The organism is Streptomyces sp. 15-116A (assembly GCF_025290915.1).
In the GTDB taxonomy this organism is placed as follows: Bacteria; Actinomycetota; Actinomycetes; order Streptomycetales; family Streptomycetaceae; genus Streptomyces.
In genome coordinates, this window is sequence record NZ_JAOCQE010000139.1 from 1 (window position 1) to 16,934 (window position 16,934).

Here is a 16,934-nt window from a genome sequence, read left to right on the forward strand (position 1 = left end):
CGTCGTCGGGTTCTGCGGCGCCGCGCGGCCCGGTCGGACGTCCTGCGGTTCCCCGTCCACCGGGACGCCCTCCGGGTGGCTCTCCCCGGCCTCCTGCACGCGGCGCATCAGGATGCGCGCCCGGGACATCAGGACCGACGCGGTCTGGCGTATGTCCGTGCCGCCGGCGGCGTACAGGGCGAGGATCTCCTCGTGGGGGCCCGCGACCGCCGCAAGCGCCTCGTCCACCTCGCCCGCCAGGGCCCGTACGTACGCTCCACGCGCGCGTGCAGCCAGCGCCTCGCCGGGGTCGCCCGCCTCCGCGTACAGGTCCGCGGCCCGTTCGAAGAGGTGCGCGCCCTCCGGGCCGAGGCTCATCGCCTTGTGGTCGGCGATCTCCGCGCGGTCCCGGGCCTCCAGATCCACGCCCTCGGCCGCCCGCGCCACCGCCGCCCACGCCTCCGAGGCGTGCGGCCGCAGCGTGTCCGAGAGCCGCCGCGCCTCGGCGATCAGCGACGTCAGGTCGGGGTCGCCCCCATGATCCGCGGGCGGCTGTGGCTCAGCGGCCGGCGTCACCACCGGACGCCCACCGGCCACACTCGGCGCGCGCACGCCCAGCGGCAGCCGGTCCACCAGCGGACGCTGCTCCATGCGCGCGCGTGCCCGCTCGCTGACGTACGTCGTGCCGTTGCGTTCGTCGAAGCGGGCCGCCAGGGCGAGCGCCTCCACGCGCGCGTGCGCGGCGAGTTCCGCCGCGGTCCACGCCCGGCCGGACGGGCCCGGCACCTGCCGGTCACCGAGGCCGAGTCCGGTGAGCCGCTCCATGAGGAGGACCACCACGCTCAGGAAGTCCAGCTTGCTGCGCGGATGCCCCTCGTCCGTGAAGTACGCCGGACGCTCCGCCAGCAGCTCCAGACCGCGCGCCTCGTTTCCGGTCAGCGCGCAGAACTCCACGTGGTCCGCGTACGCGCCGCGCATGCTCTCCATGGGCCGCACCAGCCGGAAGCCCCGCAGATGGTGGGCGCGCGCCTCGTCCACGCGGCCCAGCCGCAGCAGCGGCATCAGGGACGACGCGAGCACCGAGTGCGGCTCGTGGGCGCAGGCGAACTCGCCTTCCAGCACCGGCCGCCACAGCCGCAGCGCCTCCTCGTCCCGGCCGCGCACGGCCTGCCACCAGCCCTGCCGGTTCAGCTCGCACGCGTGGCAGTCGGCCATGTCGTCCCGGTCGGCGGCCAGCCAGGCCGCGTACGCCCGGTCGGCCCGCTCCAGGTCCCCGATGTGCGCGGCCACGCTGAACTCGGCGCTGCGCACCGCCCGTTCGGAGTGACCGGCCAGCCGGTAGCGGTGCTCCATCTCGCCGAGCCACTTCTCGATCGAGGCGAGCGGGATGTGCGGCTGGTGCAGCATCCCGGCGGACATCCACTTGAACACCCAGTGCAGCGAGTGCGTCTCGTACGCGTCGAAGTCCTCGGGCCGTTCGTCCCACATGCGCAGCAGCCGCGCGAAGGGGACGAACATCTTCGCCTTCTCGGAGCTGTAGTTGTAGACCTCCAGCTGGTGCCGGAGCGCCTCGATCACGGCGAGCGGCTCGTTCAGCTTCTCGGCCTCGGCGAGCAGGTGCTCCGCGCGTGCGTTGCGCGCCGGTCCCTCCGGCTGCCCGGAGTTGTCCGCCAGCGCCCGGCGGAGGGCGTCGATGTCCGTGATCCCACCCATCAGTGGCCCTCCTCCGTGTGCGTGGCCCACTCCAGCAGACCGATGAACGCCCGGTTCAGCAGCGCCGAGTCGGCGGGCCGCAGCGGCCGCTGAGCCATCAGCAGCGCCTGCCCGTACAGCGACTCGGTCGCCGTGCCGATCAGTTCCGGATCGCCGAGCGAGCTGATCCGCCGTACCAGCGGATTGAGATGGTTGAGCACCAGACGCGCGCGTGGCGCACTGCCGCGCAGCGAGCCGAGGATGCCCGCCCACAGGTCGTCGGCCTCCGCCTCCGCCTCGGCCCGGGCCTGCTCGTGCCGCGCCTCCCGGTCGTCCAGGTGCAGCGCGGGCACCGACAGCGGGTGGAAGGCACGCAGGACGACGTCACAGCCCAGCGGGTCGAGCTTGGCCCGCGCCGCCGCCAGGAAGCCCGCGAGGGCCAGCTCCTCGGCCGGGTCGACCGGATCCAGGTGAGCGGTCACCGTGTCGGCGTCCAGCTCGGCGACCACCGTGCCCGGCCGCACCGCGGGCAGCGCCTCGACCAGCTCGCTGTCGTACGTATAACCGCCGTTGATCACACCGATGCCCTGCGCGGAGGCGATCGGCGCGACCTGCCGGTACTCCTCCACCGTCCGCGTGAAGTGCACCACCCGGTGCCGCTGCGCGAACTCCTCCAGGGACAGCCGTCCGTCGGTCGTCTCGAACGGCAGCCACGGCAGCATCGTGCGCAGCATCTCCGTGTCGTGCCGCGCCAGCGACTTCACGCCCAGGTGGTGCACCGACAGGAACGCCGCCAGCCGCTCGGGATCACCTGCCGCAAGACCCGTCAGCCACGCCCGGATCCGCTCGCCCAGCGCCTCGCGCACCCCGGCCAGCGTCTCGTCCTCGTACAGCGACTCGCGCGAGGCGGTGGGCCGCAGGCTGTCGGTGTCCAGCACACAGCGCACGAAGAACGCCCAGTCGGGCAGCAGCTGTTCGGCCCGCTCGGTCAGCAGCATGCCCTTGAGATGCACCCGGTGGCCCGCGCGCTGCGCCGGACTGACCGCCGACGGCAGGACGTACGCCACCCCGCGGATCCCGGCCAGCGGCACATCCAGGCCGATCGTGTCCAGGGGAGTGAAGCCGAACAGCTCATGGCAGTGCCGCGCCAGCGCCACCCTGCGCGCGGCAGGGCTCGGATACGACCGGTCCCAGGGCGTCGGCAGATCCGTGACCGCCTCCTCGCCCACCCGCACGTCGTACGGCAGCAGCGAGCCGAAGTCCCGGGCCAGCGAAAGTACCCGCTCCTCGGCCAGCCACTCCTCCGCCCCGGCCCGCGCCACCAGGTGCACGGTGGTGCCCGGTTCGGTCCTGGCGTCGTCGGGCAGCGTCCGCACGGTGTACGAGCCGTCGTCGCGCGCCGTCCACTCCACCGGCCGCGCGTCGGGCGTACGGGCGCTGCGGCTGACCACCCGGATCCGCTCGGCCACCACGAAACAGGCCAGCAGACCGATGCCGAACTGCCCGAGGAAGTCCGAGCGGGCCTCCCGCAGCCCCTCGGGCCCTGCGGCGCGCTTGGAGCTGCGCCCGATCGTCGCGAGCAGGCTGTGCACATCCGCCTCGGTGAGCCCCACCCCGGTGTCCTCGACCCGCAGTGCCCCGCCCTCGGCGGACAACCGCACCCGTGCCGGGGCGTCGGGCTGCCCGGCGCGCCGGGCGGTGATGGCGTCCACGGCGTTCTGCAGCAGCTCGCGCAGATAGACCTTGGGACTGGAGTAGAGGTGATGGGAGAGCAGGTCGACCAGGCCGCGCAGATCGACCTGGAACGTATGAGGTGTCTGGGGTGACTGGGGTGATTGCGATGACTGAGATGCCTGGGATGCCTGGGATGCCTGGGATGCCTGAGATGCCTGTGAGATCTGGGAGTCCATCGTCACGGCGCCGGTGGGGGGACTCGCTTCGGCGCGGGGTCGGGCGGCCCCGGTGAGGCGGTGACCGCGGAAAGGTGGCCGGAGCGCGTCATCCTAGGTCCCCGGAGAGCCGCCTGACCAGCGATTTCCACAGACCTTTGGGAAACCGGAGGCCTGGTGTCCCCGCATTGTCAGTGCCGTGGTGTGCAATGGATCTCGTGCCCGCACTGGAAGAACCACTGAGGAAGGTGCTCGGCCCCGCCACCGCGAAGGTGATGGCCGAGCACCTCGGCCTGCACACCGTCGGCGACCTCCTGCACCACTACCCGCGCAGATACGAGGAGCGCGGGCAGCTCACGCACCTCGCCGACCTCCCCATGGACGAGCACGTCACCGTGGTCGCCCAGGTCGCCGACGCCCGTCTGCACACCTTCGCCTCCGCCAAGGCCCCGCGCGGCAAGGGCCAGCGCCTGGAAGTCACGATCACCGACGGCAGCGGGCGCCTCCAACTGGTCTTCTTCGGCAAGGGCGTCCACAAACCCCACAAGGAACTCCTGCCGGGCACCCGCGCGATGTTCGCCGGCAAGGTCTCCGTCTTCAACCGCCGCCTCCAACTCGCCCATCCCGCCTACGAGTTGCTGCGTGGCGACGCGGAGGAGACGGTCGAGACCTGGGCCGGCGCCCTCATCCCGATCTACCCCGCCACCGCCAAGCTGGAGTCCTGGAAGATCGGCAAGGCGATCCAGACGGTCCTGCCCAGCGCCCAGGAGGCCGTCGATCCGCTCCCCGACTCCCTGCGCGAGGGACGCGGCCTGGTCCCCCTGCCCGAGGCCCTGCTGAAGATCCACCGCCCGCACACCAAGGCCGACATCGAGGACGCCCGCGCCCGCCTCAAATGGGACGAGGCCTTCGTCCTCCAGGTAGCCCTGGCCCGCCGCCGCCACGCCGACGCCCAACTCCCCGCCGTCGCCCGCAGACCGAGGCCGGGCGGCCTCCTCGACGCCTTCGACGACCGCCTCCCGTTCACCCTCACCGAGGGCCAGCAGAGGGTGTCGAGGGAGATCTTCGACGACCTGGCGACCGAGCATCCGATGCATCGGCTGCTCCAGGGGGAAGTCGGATCGGGAAAAGCCCAACCCCTCGACGCGCTCGTGCTCACACCTGCCGGTTTCCGTCGAATGGGGGAGATGCGGGTCGGTGACGAAGTCGTCGTACCGGACGGGGAGATCGCGCTGATCGACGGCGTCTTCCCGCAAGGAGAGCGCGATGTGTGGCGCATGGTCCTTTCCGACGGAAGTGCTGTGGAGTGCGACGACGAGCATCTCTGGATCGTCGGAACGAGTGGTGGGTGGCACCGGGGCCAAGCGCCCAAGGTCATGACGACTCGGGAGATCCGTCTCGACACGTTCGAGGCGAACGGGTCTTCGAAGTGGTACATCCCGGCCGCAACCCCCGTCGACCTGGGAGGCGACTCCAGGCTGCCACTGGACCCCTATCTGTTCGGCCTTCTCCTCGGGGACGGTTCCTTCCGGCACAACCTGCGGCTGTCCACGACCGACGACGAGATCCACGATGCCGTGGCCGCCGCTGTGGCGCCGGAATGCCGTCTCGTACCGGTGAAGGGCTCTCACTGCGACTACACGATCCAGCTCTCCCAACGAGTCGGCGGAGGGCGCAACCCGGTGATCCAGACCCTGCGGGATCTCAACCTCTGGGGTGAGACGTCGCACGGCACGTTCGTTCCCGACGAGTTCAAGAACACATCGGTCAAGAACCGTCTCGCTCTGCTGCAAGGGCTCCTGGACACCGACGGCACGATCCAGGCGGACGGCATGAGCGTGTCGCTCTGCACGGCCTCGCGCAGGCTTGCGGACGATGTCGCCTGGCTGGTGCGCTCGCTCGGCGGCCGTGCCCGCGTCCTGCCGAAGCGTGCGGCGTTCAACGTCTCGGTCGCGTTGCCCGACGAGTACATGCCGTTCAGGCTGACCCGCAAGGCCGACCGCGTCCGGCCACGGCCGAAACACCACACCTTCTGGCGAGGAATCCGCGGCGTCGAGCACGTGGGGCGAAAGCCGGTGCAGTGCATCAGCGTGGCGCACCCGAGCCACGCATACGTCACCGACAATTTCACGGTCACCCACAACACGATGGTGGCCCTCCGCGCCATGCTCGCCGTCGTCGACACGGGCGGTCAGGCCGCCATGCTCGCGCCCACCGAAGTCCTCGCCCAGCAGCACCACCGGTCGGTCACCGAGATGATGGGCGAGCTCGCCGAGGGCGGCATGCTGGGCGGCGCCGAGAACGCCACCAAGGTGGTGCTGCTCACCGGCTCCATGGGCACGGCGGCCCGCCGCCAGGCTCTGCTCGACCTGGCCACGGGCGAGGCCGGCATCGTCATCGGCACACACGCGCTGATCGAGGACAAGGTCCAGTTCCACGACCTCGGTCTCGTCGTGGTCGACGAACAGCACCGCTTCGGCGTCGAACAGCGCGACGCCCTGCGCGGCAAGGGCAAGCAGCCGCCGCACCTGCTCGTGATGACGGCCACCCCCATCCCGCGCACGGTCGCCATGACGGTCTTCGGCGACCTCGAGACCTCCGTCCTCGACCAGCTCCCGGCCGGCCGCTCACCCATCGCAAGCCATGTCGTCCCGGCCGCCGACAAGCCCCACTTCCTGGCCCGCGCCTGGGAACGCGTCCGCGAGGAGGTCGCGAACGGCCACCAGGCCTACGTGGTCTGCCCGCGCATCGGCGACGAGGCCGACGAACCCAAGACGAGGAAATCCCCCGAGGACGAGGCCGAGAAGCGCCCCCCGCTCGCCGTCCTGGACATCGCCGACCAGCTCACCAGAGGACCCCTCAGCGGCCTCAAGGTCGAGGTGCTGCACGGCCGTATGCCACCCGACGACAAGGACGCCGTCATGCGCCGCTTCGCCGCGGGCGAGACGGACGTCCTCGTCGCCACCACCGTCATCGAGGTCGGCGTCAACGTCCCCAACGCCACCGCCATGGTGATCATGGACGCCGACCGCTTCGGCGTCTCCCAGCTCCACCAGCTGCGCGGCCGCGTCGGCCGCGGCTCGGCCCCCGGTCTGTGCCTGCTGGTCACCGAGATGCCCGAGGCGAGCCCGGCCCGCCAGCGCCTGAACGCCGTCGCGTCGACGCTGGACGGCTTCGAACTCTCCCGCATCGACCTCGAACAACGCCGCGAGGGCGACGTCCTCGGCCAGGCTCAGTCCGGCACCCGCTCCAGCCTGCGGATGCTGGCGGTCATCGAGGACGAGGAGATCATCGCGGAGGCGAGGGAGGAGGCGACGAGGGTGGTGACAGCGGACCCCGAACTGACCACGCTTCCAGGCCTGCGCACAGCCCTGCAAGCCCTCTTGGACGAGGAGAGGGAGCAGTACTTGGAAAAGGGGTGAAGTGGACCGACTTCAGGGGCGCGGGGAACTGCGCGAGCAACCACGACGAACCGACTGCCAAACTGGATCCGTAACCACCCACAACCAAGGACCCAAGATGACCCGCGTGATCGCCGGCACAGCCGGCGGACGTCGACTCGCCGTACCCCCCGGCACCGGAACCCGCCCCACCTCCGACCGCGCACGCGAAGGTCTCTTCTCCACCTGGCAGTCCCTCCTCGGCGGCCCCCTGGACGGCGAACGCGTCCTCGACCTGTACGCCGGCTCCGGAGCCGTCGGCCTGGAGGCCCTCTCCCGCGGTGCCGGCCACGTCCTCCTCGTCGAGTCCGACGCCCGAGCGGCCCGCATCGTCCGCGAGAACGTGAAGGCCCTCGCCCTCCCCGGTGCCGAGGTGCGTCACGGCAAGGCCGAACAGATCATCAAGACGCCCCCCACAGAGCCGTACGACATCGTCTTTCTCGACCCCCCATATGCGGTCACGGACGACGATCTTCGCGAGATTCTGCTCACACTCCTCTCGGAAGGCTGGCTCGATAAGCAAGCGCTCGTCACCGTGGAGCGCAGCACCAGAGGCGGCGCATTCACCTGGCCGCCCGGCTTCGACGCCATCCGGTCCCGCCGCTACGGCGAGGGAACGTTTTGGTACGGTCGCGCCGCCTCTACGTGCGAAGACGCACGATGACCGGACCGGAGAGCGAGGGAACACAAGTGCGCCGCGCCGTATGTCCCGGGTCGTTCGACCCGATCACCAACGGACACCTCGACATCATCTCCCGCGCCTCCAGGCTGTACGACGAGGTCTACGTCGCGGTGATGATCAACCAGTCGAAGAAGGGCCTGTTCGAGATCGACGAGCGGATCGACCTGATCCGCCAGGTCACGTCCGAGTACGCCAACGTCCGCGTCGAGGCCTTCCACGGCCTCCTCGTCGACTTCTGCAAGGAGCGGGACATCCCCGCCATCGTCAAGGGCCTGCGCGCGGTCAGCGACTTCGACTACGAGCTGCAGATGGCCCAGATGAACAACGGCCTCACCGGCGTCGAGACCCTCTTCGTGCCCACCAACCCCACCTACAGCTTCCTGTCCTCCTCCCTGGTGAAGGAAGTCGCGGCCTGGGGCGGCGACGTCTCCCACCTGGTGCCGCCGGTCGTCCTCGAAGCACTCAACAAGCGCCTGCGCAAGGACTGACGGGGCCACCCGGGGCTACAGTCGTCCCGTCCGTCTCCAACACAGCTGTAGAGAGTGGCGAGCACAGGTGGACGTGCAGAAGAAGCTCGATGAGATCGTCGCCGCGATCTCCGGTGCCCGGTCGATGCCCATGTCGGCCTCGTGCGTGGTCAACCGCGCCGAACTGCTCTCGATGCTGGACGAGGTGCGCGCGGCCCTGCCCGACTCCCTCGCCCAGGCCCGGGAGGTCATCGGCGACCGCGAGCAGATGGTCGAGCAGGCCCGCCAGGAGGCCGAGCGGATCATCCAGTCCGCGCACGCCGAGCGCGGCTCCCTGATCTCCGACACCGAGATCGCCCGCCGTTCCCAGGCCGAGGCCGACCGGATCCTCGCGGAGGCCCGCAAGGAGGCCGAGGAGATCCGCGCCGAGGCCGACGACTACGTCGACTCCAAGCTCGCCAACTTCGAGGTCGTCCTCACCAAGACCCTCGGCTCGGTCGGCCGCGGCCGCGAGAAGCTGCTCGGCACCGGCCCCGGCCTCGACGAACAGGGCTACGAGGACGAGGACGCCCCCGAGCGCAGCCACGACCCGGAGACCCTGCGCCGCACCGCCGACGAGTACGTGGACGTCAAGCTCGGCGCCTTCGAGGCGGTCCTCGCCAAGACCCTGGAGGCGGTCGGCCGCGGCCGCCAGAAGCTGCACGGCCGGATCGCCTCCGACGACCTCGGCGCCCTCGCCGACGACGCCACGACCGTCCAGCACTCCAGCGACGCCGACTATCTCGCCGACCTGGCCGCCGTCGCGGAGCAGCCGTCCCCGCCCGCGCAGCCGGTACCGCAGCAGCGGCAGGAGTACGCCCAGCCCCAGCCCCAGCCCGACCCCGCGTACGGCTACCAGCAGCAGCCGGATCCGTACGCCGGCTACCAGCAGCAGCCGTACGGCCAGCAGGACGCCTACGGCTACCAGCAGGCCGACCCGTACGCGTACCAGGGCGGCTACGACGCCCAGCAGCAGCCGTACGACCCGAACCACATGCAGGCCCAGCACGGCCAGCAGCAAGCGCAGCAGCAGAGCTACGCCCTCGACGAGACCAGCCTCTTCGACACCAGCATGATCACTCCCGAGCAGCTGCGGGCGTACGAGCGCGAGCGGGGCCTGTAGCGAAACGCGAGCGGGGCCTGTAGCGATGACGGGGCCCGTAGAGGAGGGGTCGATCGGGCGGGGCCAGGGCCCGATTGGGCCGAGAGCGAAAGGTCCAGTATCCTGGCTCTTCGGTCGCGCGTATGCCCGCGATCAACGCTGCCCCGGAACGCCGCAGGGCAGCATCCTCTGAGCTCGAAGACCGAAAGCAGGAATGGCCCTGAACGCCCGCCTCGACCACCGCAACCCCCTCGTGTTCGACACGCACGAGCTGGGTCGGCGGCCTGGTGCGCTGCAGCGCCTGACCCGCACGGTCGACGCTCCCAAGGACTTCGGTATCAAGGGAGTCATCGGAGTGCCGGAAGGCGCCCCGGTGGAGCTGGAGCTCCGCCTCGAGTCGGTCATGGAAGGTGTGCTCGTCACCGGCACCGCCCGTGCGCAGGCCGAGGGGGAGTGCGTAAGGTGTCTGGAGCCGCTCGAGCTGGAGCTCGACGCGGACTTCCAGGAGATGTTCTCGTACCCTGACGCCGACGACCGGGGCCGCGTGATCGCGGAACCGGCCGACGACGCCGAGGACGACGAGGACAGGCTCTTTGTCGAGGACGGTCTGATCGACCTCGAGACAGTGCTGCGCGATGCGGTGGTGCTCGCACTGCCGATGCAGCCGGTGTGCCGGGAGGACTGTGCGGGTCTGTGTTCCGAGTGCGGAGCCAACCTGAACGACGACCCGGACCACCACCACGACGCCGTCGACATCCGTTGGGCGGCATTGCAGGGACTCGCCGGCACCATGAAGGACGGCGAGAAGGACGAGATGAGCGGCGCCGAACCGGGCGTCGACGAGAAGCAGGAGAAGTAGCCGTGGCTGTTCCGAAGCGGAAGATGTCGCGCAGCAACACGCGCCACCGCCGGTCGCAGTGGAAGGCTGCGGTCCCCACCCTGGTTGCGTGCGAGCGCTGCCACGAGCCCAAGCAGCAGCACATCGCGTGCCCCTCGTGCGGCACCTACAACAAGCGCCAGGTCCTCGAGGTCTGAGCGGCTGGTGAGAGGCACTGTGTCCACGCCGAAGAAAAACTCTGCGGACAACCAGGCCTCGTCCCACACGCTTCTGGAAGGGCGGCTCGGCTACAAGGTCGAGTCCGCCCTTCTGGTGCGTGCGCTGACCCACCGTTCCTACGCGTACGAGAACGGCGGTCTGCCGACGAACGAGCGGCTGGAGTTCCTCGGGGACTCCGTGCTCGGCCTCGTCGTCACGGACACGCTGTACCGCACCCACCCCGACCTGCCCGAGGGCCAGCTGGCCAAGCTGCGGGCCGCGGTGGTCAACTCGCGTGCGCTGGCGGATGTGGGGCGCAGCCTCGACCTGGGTTCCTTCATCCGGCTGGGCCGCGGTGAAGAGGGCACGGGCGGCCGGGACAAGGCCTCCATCCTCGCCGACACCCTCGAAGCGGTGATCGGCGCGGTCTATCTCGACCAGGGGCTGGAGTCGGCGGCGGAGCTGGTGCACCGTCTGTTCGACCCGCTGATCGAGAAGTCCTCCAACCTCGGCGCCGGCCTGGACTGGAAGACATCCCTCCAGGAGCTCACCGCGACCGAAGGGCTCGGCGTGCCCGAGTACCTGGTCACGGAGACCGGCCCCGATCACGAGAAGACCTTCACTGCTGCCGCCCGCGTCGGAGGCGTCTCGTACGGCACCGGCACCGGCCGCAGCAAGAAGGAGGCGGAGCAGCAGGCCGCCGAGTCCGCCTGGCGGGCCATCCGGGCCGCGGCGGACGAGCGCGCCAAGGCCGCGGCCGAGGCCGAGGAGGTCGTCAAGACCGCCGAGGCGCACGCCGCCCAGCAGCAGAACGCCGACGCCCCGTCGGCCTCCGCCTGACCCGGCACATTCATCATCACCCCCGAGCGCCCGCCCCCTCCACGGGGCGGGCGCTCGGGCCGTAAACCGGTCCGCAGCGGGGACCGGACTGGACCGGAGGGGACACCATGCCCGAGCTGCCCGAGGTCGAGGTCGTACGGCGCGGACTCGAGCGGTGGGTCGCCCACCGGACCGTCGCCGAGGCCGAGGTCCTGCACCCGCGCGCGGTGCGCCGCCATCTCGCGGGCGCCGACGACTTCGCGCACCGCCTCAAGGGCCACCGCATCGGCACGCCCAGCAGGCGCGGCAAGTACCTGTGGCTGCCGCTGGAGGACACCGACCAGTCGATCCTGGCCCACCTCGGCATGAGCGGCCAGTTGCTGGTCCAGCCGCACACCGCGCCCGACGAGAAGCACCTGCGCATCCGCGTCCGCTTCACCGACGCCCTGGACACCGAGCTGCGCTTCGTCGACCAGCGCACCTTCGGCGGCCTGTCGCTGCACGACAACACCCCCGAGGGCCTGCCGGACGTCATCGCACACATCGCCCGCGACCCGCTCGACCCGCTCTTCGACGACGAGGCCTTCCACCAGGCGCTGCGCCGCAAGCGCACCACCATCAAACGGGCGCTGCTCGACCAGTCGCTGATCAGCGGCGTGGGCAACATCTACGCCGACGAGGCGCTGTGGCGCGCCCGCGTTCACTACGAGCGCCCCACGGCCGGCTTCACGCGCCCCCGCACCACACTCCTGCTGGGCCACGTCCGGGACGTCATGAACGCCGCCCTCTCCGTCGGCGGCACCAGCTTCGACAGCCTCTACGTCAACGTCAACGGCGAGTCCGGCTACTTCGACCGCTCCCTCGACGCCTACGGCCGCGAGGGCCTCCCCTGCCGCCGCTGCACCACCCCGATCCGCCGCCGCCCCTGGATGAACCGCTCCAGCTACTACTGCCCCACCTGCCAACGCCCACCCCGCACCCGGCAGGGCTAGGGCTGGTCGCGAAAGCCGCGTCTGCCGGGCGACGCCATGCACGCTCCCCGACTGCCTCAGGGGCGTGGGAGGTGCCCCCACTCGCCACGCCGGGCCCTGACCCACGTACGTCCAGTACGTGGGTCAGGGCCCGGCGCGCCGAGAGCACGGACCTGACGCCGCCCGGCCCGCCCTTCGGGCGGACGACGGGATTCCCGCAACCGGCCCTAGTAGCCGAAGTTCTGGGTCCACCAAGGGCCGCCGGGCCCGAAGTGGACGCCTACGCCGAGGGTCTTGAAGTCGCAGTTCAGGATGTTCGCGCGGTGGCCGGGGCTGTCCATCCAGGCCTGCATCACGGAGGCCGCGTCCGCCTGGCCGCGGGCTATGTTCTCGCCGCCCAGGTCGGCTATCCCGGCCCGCTGGGCGCGGTCCCACGGGGTGTCGCCGTCGGGGTCGGTGTGGTCGAAGAAGCCCCGCTCGGCCATGTCCTTGCTGAACGCCGTGGCCAGGTCGGCCAGCGGGTTGCTCGCGGTGACCGGACGGCAGCCCGCCTTGGCCCGTTCCTCGTTGACCAGCGCCAGGACCTGCGCGGCGGCAGCGGCCTCCGTCGCCGTAGCCCCCGGGCTCTTCGCCCGCTCCGACTTCTCCGGCTTCTCGGGAGCGGCCTCGCGGGTCGGCTCCTTCTCGGGCTTCTTGCTCGGCGTCTCTACGGGCTTCTTCTTCTCCGGCGTCTTCGTCGGCGAGGACGCGGAGGCCGACGGGGACGGGTTCGGCGAGCCGGCGCGCTCCGAGTCGCGGCTCGCCGGGTTGCCGGCCTCGCGTCCCGGGCTCTCCAGGCTGCCGGACGTACCGCCCTGCTCGCTGGGGGAGTTGGTCGGCGAACCGTCCGCCTGCACGCTCTCGCCGGGGGCGGTGCCGCCGCCCAGCTTGTAGTTCTCCAGCCCCGGCACCGCGCCCGTGGCGACCGCCACCGTGCCGAGCGCGACCGCGGCGGACACACCGAGCAGACCGGTACGGACCGGGGCCGGGCCCTTCTTCTTCCTTCGCCGGTGCGCACTTCCGCGCGCGGCGCCGCCGTCGACCCCGTATGTGTCGTCCGGGAAGGGGTCGCTGCGGTCACTACGGAAGGCCCCACCGGTGAAGTCCCGGTTCGAGAAGCTGCTGTCCGAGAGACCGGTGGACGAGAAGCCCGTGGACGAGAAGCCGGTCGACGCAGAGGCAGTGGTCGGGAAGCTCGTCGACGAGACGTCCGTGGCCGACAGGCCGCCCACGGTGAGGCCGGTGTCGTACAGGTCGCGGTCCATGGGCCCGGCATCCGGGAAGCCCCCGTGCGCGTAACCGCCGCCGGCCGGGAAGCCACCCCGCGCAGAGCCGTCCCCCGCGTAACCGCCCTCCGCGAGGCCGCCGCGCGAGAAGTCGTCCGGGAAGTCCGGGAAACCCTCCCCGGCGAAGGCGGCCGTACCGGCGCCCCCCGCGCCGTCGTCCGTCGCGAAGAGGTACGCCTCGCTCTTCGCGTACGTCTCGGCGTACGCCTCCGGGTTCAGATACGGCGCGATGCCCATCGTGGGCGCGGTGTCGTCCGGCTGAGCGGTCAGCGGGTCGTAGCCGCCGTCCAGGGGGCCGTCGTGAAGAGTGACCCCCGTGGCGCGGCCCCTGGCGGCGCGGCCGGCGGCGGAGCGTCGGTGGCGTCCCATGTCCTGGCCTTCCTCGTCCTTGCGGTCGACTCGTCCTCGCGATCAACACGAAACTCACACGATCGAGTGAGTTTCATATGAGATTCATTGGGTCGGGACGCTACCGCATGGCGGGAGGGGATGGAGTGTCCGGTGTGACATTGTCCGGTTAGGTTGCAGTCATGAGCGAGGATGTGCGACTGGTCGCCTGGGTGCGGGGCCGTGTCCAAGGTGTGGGTTTCCGCTGGTTCACACGCGCCAAGGCCCTGGAGATCGGCGGTCTGAGCGGTTTTGCCCTCAATCTGGGGGACGGGCGCGTCCAAGTGGTCGCCGAGGGCTCCCGTGACCGCTGTGAAAAACTCCTCGACTGGCTCCAGGGCGGCGACACGCCCGGCCGCGTGGACGGGGTCACCGAGATCTGGGACACACCTCGCGGCGGCTACGACGGCTTCGCCATCCGCTGATCGCGCCCTCCGTCGAGGGTCCGGAGGGCCCCGCCGGGCCCGCCCGCCGGCTCCGCGGGACGGAAAAGTCCTGGTGGTTGCCGAGAAGGGCTTGCCGTGGGAGGCTCCAGCCGCAAAGATGATCGCCACGCCCCGAGGACCCGGAGGATTCGCGGCGCCGCCGATTCCGGCCGTGCGCACCCGGTTGTCCCCCAATACGGGGCGTGATCGTGTTGACCGTCAAACTTTTTGGTGAGACGCTGAAAGCCCCGCGCACCTTAGCTGTTTGGCATGGCTGAACGGCAGCACAACTCCAGGCCTGCCAAGCACCGCGGGTGCGAATCCCTCACGACCCACACCGCATCGGTCGGTCACTCAGTGTGGAGGACCATCCATCATGGCAAAGGCGCTTCTCGGTTACGTCGGCGGCTCCGACCCTCGACTCCTCGCCGAGATGCGACGGCTCCAGCAGCGCGTCCAGGACCTGGAATCCGAGCTCGTACGCATCCAGGCCGAGAAGGACGCGCTGGCGGCTGCCGCTTCTCACGACAGGATCATGGAGAGCGTTGACGCACACCAGGCGGAGCCTGCGCTCACCTGATCACTGCACCGCTCCACAACAGCACAGCAGTGGTCGGGCCGCCCGTGACAACCGCCACGTTGTTCAGAAGTGCAAGGGACGCCTCGGCGTCCCTTCTTTCTTGCCTCCCGCGGCCCCGCGCCTCGAAAGACTCCCGTGGACCCCGGCCCCGCCCCTGCCCGGCGGGTACTCGTTGTCCCGCGCATCCTTTCACCGTCTTTAACGTCTGGTCTGCCCTGCACGTTCACCCGTGAAACCGCGCGTTCATGGAGTGAGACATCCCCCGCCGGGTAAAGTCCGGCGGCGTGCACCTCAAGGCCCTGACCCTCCGCGGCTTCAAGTCGTTCGCCTCGGCGACCACGCTCCGGTTCGAGCCGGGCATCACGTGCGTCGTGGGACCGAACGGCTCGGGCAAGTCCAACGTCGTGGACGCGCTGAGCTGGGTCATGGGCGAGCAGGGCGCCAAGTCGCTGCGCGGCGGCAAGATGGAGGACGTCATCTTCGCCGGCACCACCGGCCGTCCCCCGCTCGGCCGCGCCGAGGTGTCCCTGACCATCGACAACTCCGACGGGGCGCTGCCCATCGAGTACGCCGAGGTCACCATCACGCGGATCATGTTCCGCAACGGCGGCAGCGAGTACCAGATCAACGGCGACACCTGCCGCCTCCTCGACATCCAGGAACTCCTCTCCGACTCCGGCATCGGCCGCGAGATGCACGTCATCGTCGGTCAGGGCCAGCTCGACTCCGTCCTGCACGCCGACCCCATGGGCCGGCGCGCCTTCATCGAGGAGGCCGCGGGCGTCCTCAAGCACCGCAAGCGCAAGGAGAAGGCGCTGCGCAAGCTGGACGCGATGCAGGCCAACCTCGCGCGCGTGCAGGACCTCACGGACGAGCTGCGCCGCCAGCTCAAACCCCTGGGCCGCCAGGCCGCCGTCGCCCGCAGGGCCGCCGTCATCCAGGCCGACCTGCGCGACGCCCGCCTCCGCCTCCTCGCCGATGACCTCGTACGGCTCCGGGAGGCGCTCAAGGCCGAGATCGCCGACGAGGCGGCCCTGAAGGAACGCAAGGAAGCCGCCGAGCAGGAACTGAAGAAGGCACTCCAGCGCGAGGCCCTGCTGGAGGACGAGGTACGCAGGCTCACCCCGCGCCTGCAGAACGCCCAGCAGACCTGGTACGAGCTCTCCCAGCTCGCCGAACGCGTCCGCGGCACCATCTCGCTCGCCGACGCCCGCGTGAAGAGCGCCACCTCCGCGCCCCCCGAGGAGCGGCGCGGCCGCGACCCCGAGGAGATGGAGCGCGAGGCCGCCCGCATCCGCGAACAGGAGGCCGAGCTGGAGGCGGCCCTGGAGGCGGCTGAACGCGCCCTGGAGGACACGGTCGCCCACCGCGCCGAACTGGAGCGCGAACTCGCCCAGGAGGAACGCCGCCTCAAGGACGCCGCCCGCGCCATCGCAGACCGGCGCGAGGGCCTCGCCCGGCTCAAGGGCCAGGTCGGCGCGGCCCGCTCCCGCGCCGCCGCCGCGCAGGCCGAGATCGAGCGCCTGGCCGCCGCCCGCGACGAGGCCCAGGAACGCGCCGTCGCCGCCCAGGAGGAGTACGAGGCCCTCAAGGCCGAGGTCGACGGCCTCGACGCCGGCGACGCGGAACTCGCCGAACAGCACGAGGCGGCCAAGCAGCGCCTCGCCGAGGCGGAAGCGGCCCTCACCGCCGCCCGCGAGGCCCTCACGACGGCAGAACGCAAGCGCGCCGCCACCCAGGCCCGCCATGAGGCCCTGGCCACGGGCCTGCGCCGCAAGGACGGCACGGGCGCCCTCCTCACCGCGAAGGACCGCCTCACGGGCTTGCTGGGTCCGGCAGCAGAGCTCCTCACGGTGACCCCCGGCTACGAGGTCCCCCTGGCGGCAGCCTTTGGCGCAGCAGCCGACGCCCTGGCAGTGACGTCACCCTCGGCGGCGGCCGACGCGATCCGCCTGCTCCGCAAACAGGACGGCGGCAGAGCAGCACTGCTCGTGGCAGGACCGGGCGAGGGGGAAACCCCGGCCGCTGCAACGCCCCCCAGGGGCGCGGGGCTGTGTCCGACATGTGGCTACCGCCACGCGGGCGCGACCAGCCCCCACCC

At 71.0% G+C, this 16,934-nt stretch carries 13 protein-coding genes and 1 pseudogene; 11 read left to right on the forward strand and 3 right to left on the reverse strand.

All coding sequences use genetic code 11. The features are described 5' to 3' along the window. Together N4P33_RS21315 and N4P33_RS21320 are read right to left on the reverse strand one after the other, a co-directional pair. Nucleotides 1–1,692, reverse strand: a pseudogene (locus N4P33_RS21315) (tetratricopeptide repeat protein); the annotation flags it as partial. Continuing rightward, nucleotides 1,692–3,581, reverse strand: a complete 1,890-nt coding sequence (locus N4P33_RS21320; protein ID WP_260828255.1) for an HSP90 family protein — start codon at nt 3,579–3,581, stop codon at nt 1,692–1,694. The gene N4P33_RS21320 and the pseudogene N4P33_RS21315, both read right to left, overlap by 1 nt. Nucleotides 3,582–3,769: 188 nt before the next feature. On the opposite strand from N4P33_RS21320, the gene N4P33_RS21325 reads away from it, so the two are divergent. The 8 genes from N4P33_RS21325 (at nt 3,770) to mutM (ending at nt 12,137) form a co-directional block, all read left to right on the forward strand. Next, nucleotides 3,770–6,982 (forward strand): helicase-related protein, encoded by a 3,213-nt coding sequence (locus N4P33_RS21325; protein WP_260828246.1) that lies wholly within the window; start codon nt 3,770–3,772, stop codon nt 6,980–6,982. Between the two features lie 97 nt (nt 6,983–7,079). After that, complete coding sequence (gene rsmD / locus N4P33_RS21330) at nt 7,080–7,664, forward strand: 16S rRNA (guanine(966)-N(2))-methyltransferase RsmD (RefSeq protein WP_260828247.1); 585 nt, start codon at nt 7,080–7,082, stop codon at nt 7,662–7,664. Between the two features lie 26 nt (nt 7,665–7,690). Then, nucleotides 7,691–8,170, forward strand: a complete 480-nt coding sequence (gene coaD / locus N4P33_RS21335; protein ID WP_260828256.1) for a pantetheine-phosphate adenylyltransferase — start codon at nt 7,691–7,693, stop codon at nt 8,168–8,170. A gap of 67 nt (nt 8,171–8,237) precedes the next feature. After that, on the forward strand, nt 8,238–9,311 hold the full coding sequence (locus tag N4P33_RS21340) for an ATP synthase F0 subunit B (protein ID WP_260828248.1): 1,074 nt from the start codon (nt 8,238–8,240) through the stop codon (nt 9,309–9,311). A 193-nt stretch (nt 9,312–9,504) separates the two neighbouring features. Beyond that, nucleotides 9,505–10,149 (forward strand): DUF177 domain-containing protein, encoded by a 645-nt coding sequence (locus tag N4P33_RS21345; protein ID WP_260828249.1) that lies wholly within the window; start codon nt 9,505–9,507, stop codon nt 10,147–10,149. 2 nt (nt 10,150–10,151) lie between these two features. Further along, nucleotides 10,152–10,325, forward strand: coding sequence for a 50S ribosomal protein L32 (rpmF, locus tag N4P33_RS21350; RefSeq protein WP_003951102.1), 174 nt, complete (start codon nt 10,152–10,154; stop codon nt 10,323–10,325). Between the two features lie 19 nt (nt 10,326–10,344). After that, on the forward strand, nt 10,345–11,166 hold the full coding sequence (rnc, locus tag N4P33_RS21355; protein ID WP_260828250.1) for a ribonuclease III: 822 nt from the start codon (nt 10,345–10,347) through the stop codon (nt 11,164–11,166). A gap of 107 nt (nt 11,167–11,273) precedes the next feature. Then, nucleotides 11,274–12,137 (forward strand): bifunctional DNA-formamidopyrimidine glycosylase/DNA-(apurinic or apyrimidinic site) lyase, encoded by an 864-nt coding sequence (gene mutM / locus N4P33_RS21360; RefSeq protein WP_260828251.1) that lies wholly within the window; start codon nt 11,274–11,276, stop codon nt 12,135–12,137. Between the two features lie 206 nt (nt 12,138–12,343). On the opposite strand, the gene N4P33_RS21365 is transcribed toward mutM, so the two are convergent. Further along, a complete protein-coding gene (locus N4P33_RS21365; protein WP_260828252.1) occupies nt 12,344–13,810 on the reverse strand; it encodes a CAP domain-containing protein in 1,467 nt (488 codons plus the stop codon). Nucleotides 13,811–13,971: 161 nt separating this feature from the next. Here N4P33_RS21365 and N4P33_RS21370 point away from each other — a divergent pair, with 161 nt between their 5' ends. From N4P33_RS21370 to N4P33_RS21380, 3 genes are all read left to right on the forward strand, one after another. Then, on the forward strand, nt 13,972–14,253 hold the full coding sequence (locus tag N4P33_RS21370; RefSeq protein WP_260828253.1) for an acylphosphatase: 282 nt from the start codon (nt 13,972–13,974) through the stop codon (nt 14,251–14,253). Between the two features lie 376 nt (nt 14,254–14,629). Then, nucleotides 14,630–14,833 (forward strand): hypothetical protein, encoded by a 204-nt coding sequence (locus N4P33_RS21375; protein WP_030824772.1) that lies wholly within the window; start codon nt 14,630–14,632, stop codon nt 14,831–14,833. A gap of 284 nt (nt 14,834–15,117) precedes the next feature. Continuing rightward, a partial coding sequence (locus N4P33_RS21380) for a chromosome segregation SMC family protein (RefSeq protein WP_260828254.1) occupies nt 15,118–16,934 on the forward strand: 1,817 nt, incomplete at its 3' end.

Bases quoted from the DNA above. Each gene is read 5' to 3' on its own strand.
- N4P33_RS21320 (WP_260828255.1), bottom strand. From the start codon at position 3,581: ATGGACTCCCAGATCTCACAGGCATCTCAGGCATCCCAGGCATCCCAG.
- N4P33_RS21325 (WP_260828246.1), top strand. From the start codon at position 3,770: ATGGATCTCGTGCCCGCACTGGAAGAACCACTGAGGAAGGTGCTCGGC.
- rsmD (WP_260828247.1), top strand. From the start codon at position 7,080: ATGACCCGCGTGATCGCCGGCACAGCCGGCGGACGTCGACTCGCCGTA.
- N4P33_RS21345 (WP_260828249.1), top strand. From the start codon at position 9,505: ATGGCCCTGAACGCCCGCCTCGACCACCGCAACCCCCTCGTGTTCGAC.
- mutM (WP_260828251.1), top strand. From the start codon at position 11,274: ATGCCCGAGCTGCCCGAGGTCGAGGTCGTACGGCGCGGACTCGAGCGG.
- N4P33_RS21365 (WP_260828252.1), bottom strand. From the start codon at position 13,810: ATGGGACGCCACCGACGCTCCGCCGCCGGCCGCGCCGCCAGGGGCCGC.
- N4P33_RS21370 (WP_260828253.1), top strand. From the start codon at position 13,972: ATGAGCGAGGATGTGCGACTGGTCGCCTGGGTGCGGGGCCGTGTCCAA.
- N4P33_RS21375 (WP_030824772.1), top strand. From the start codon at position 14,630: ATGGCAAAGGCGCTTCTCGGTTACGTCGGCGGCTCCGACCCTCGACTC.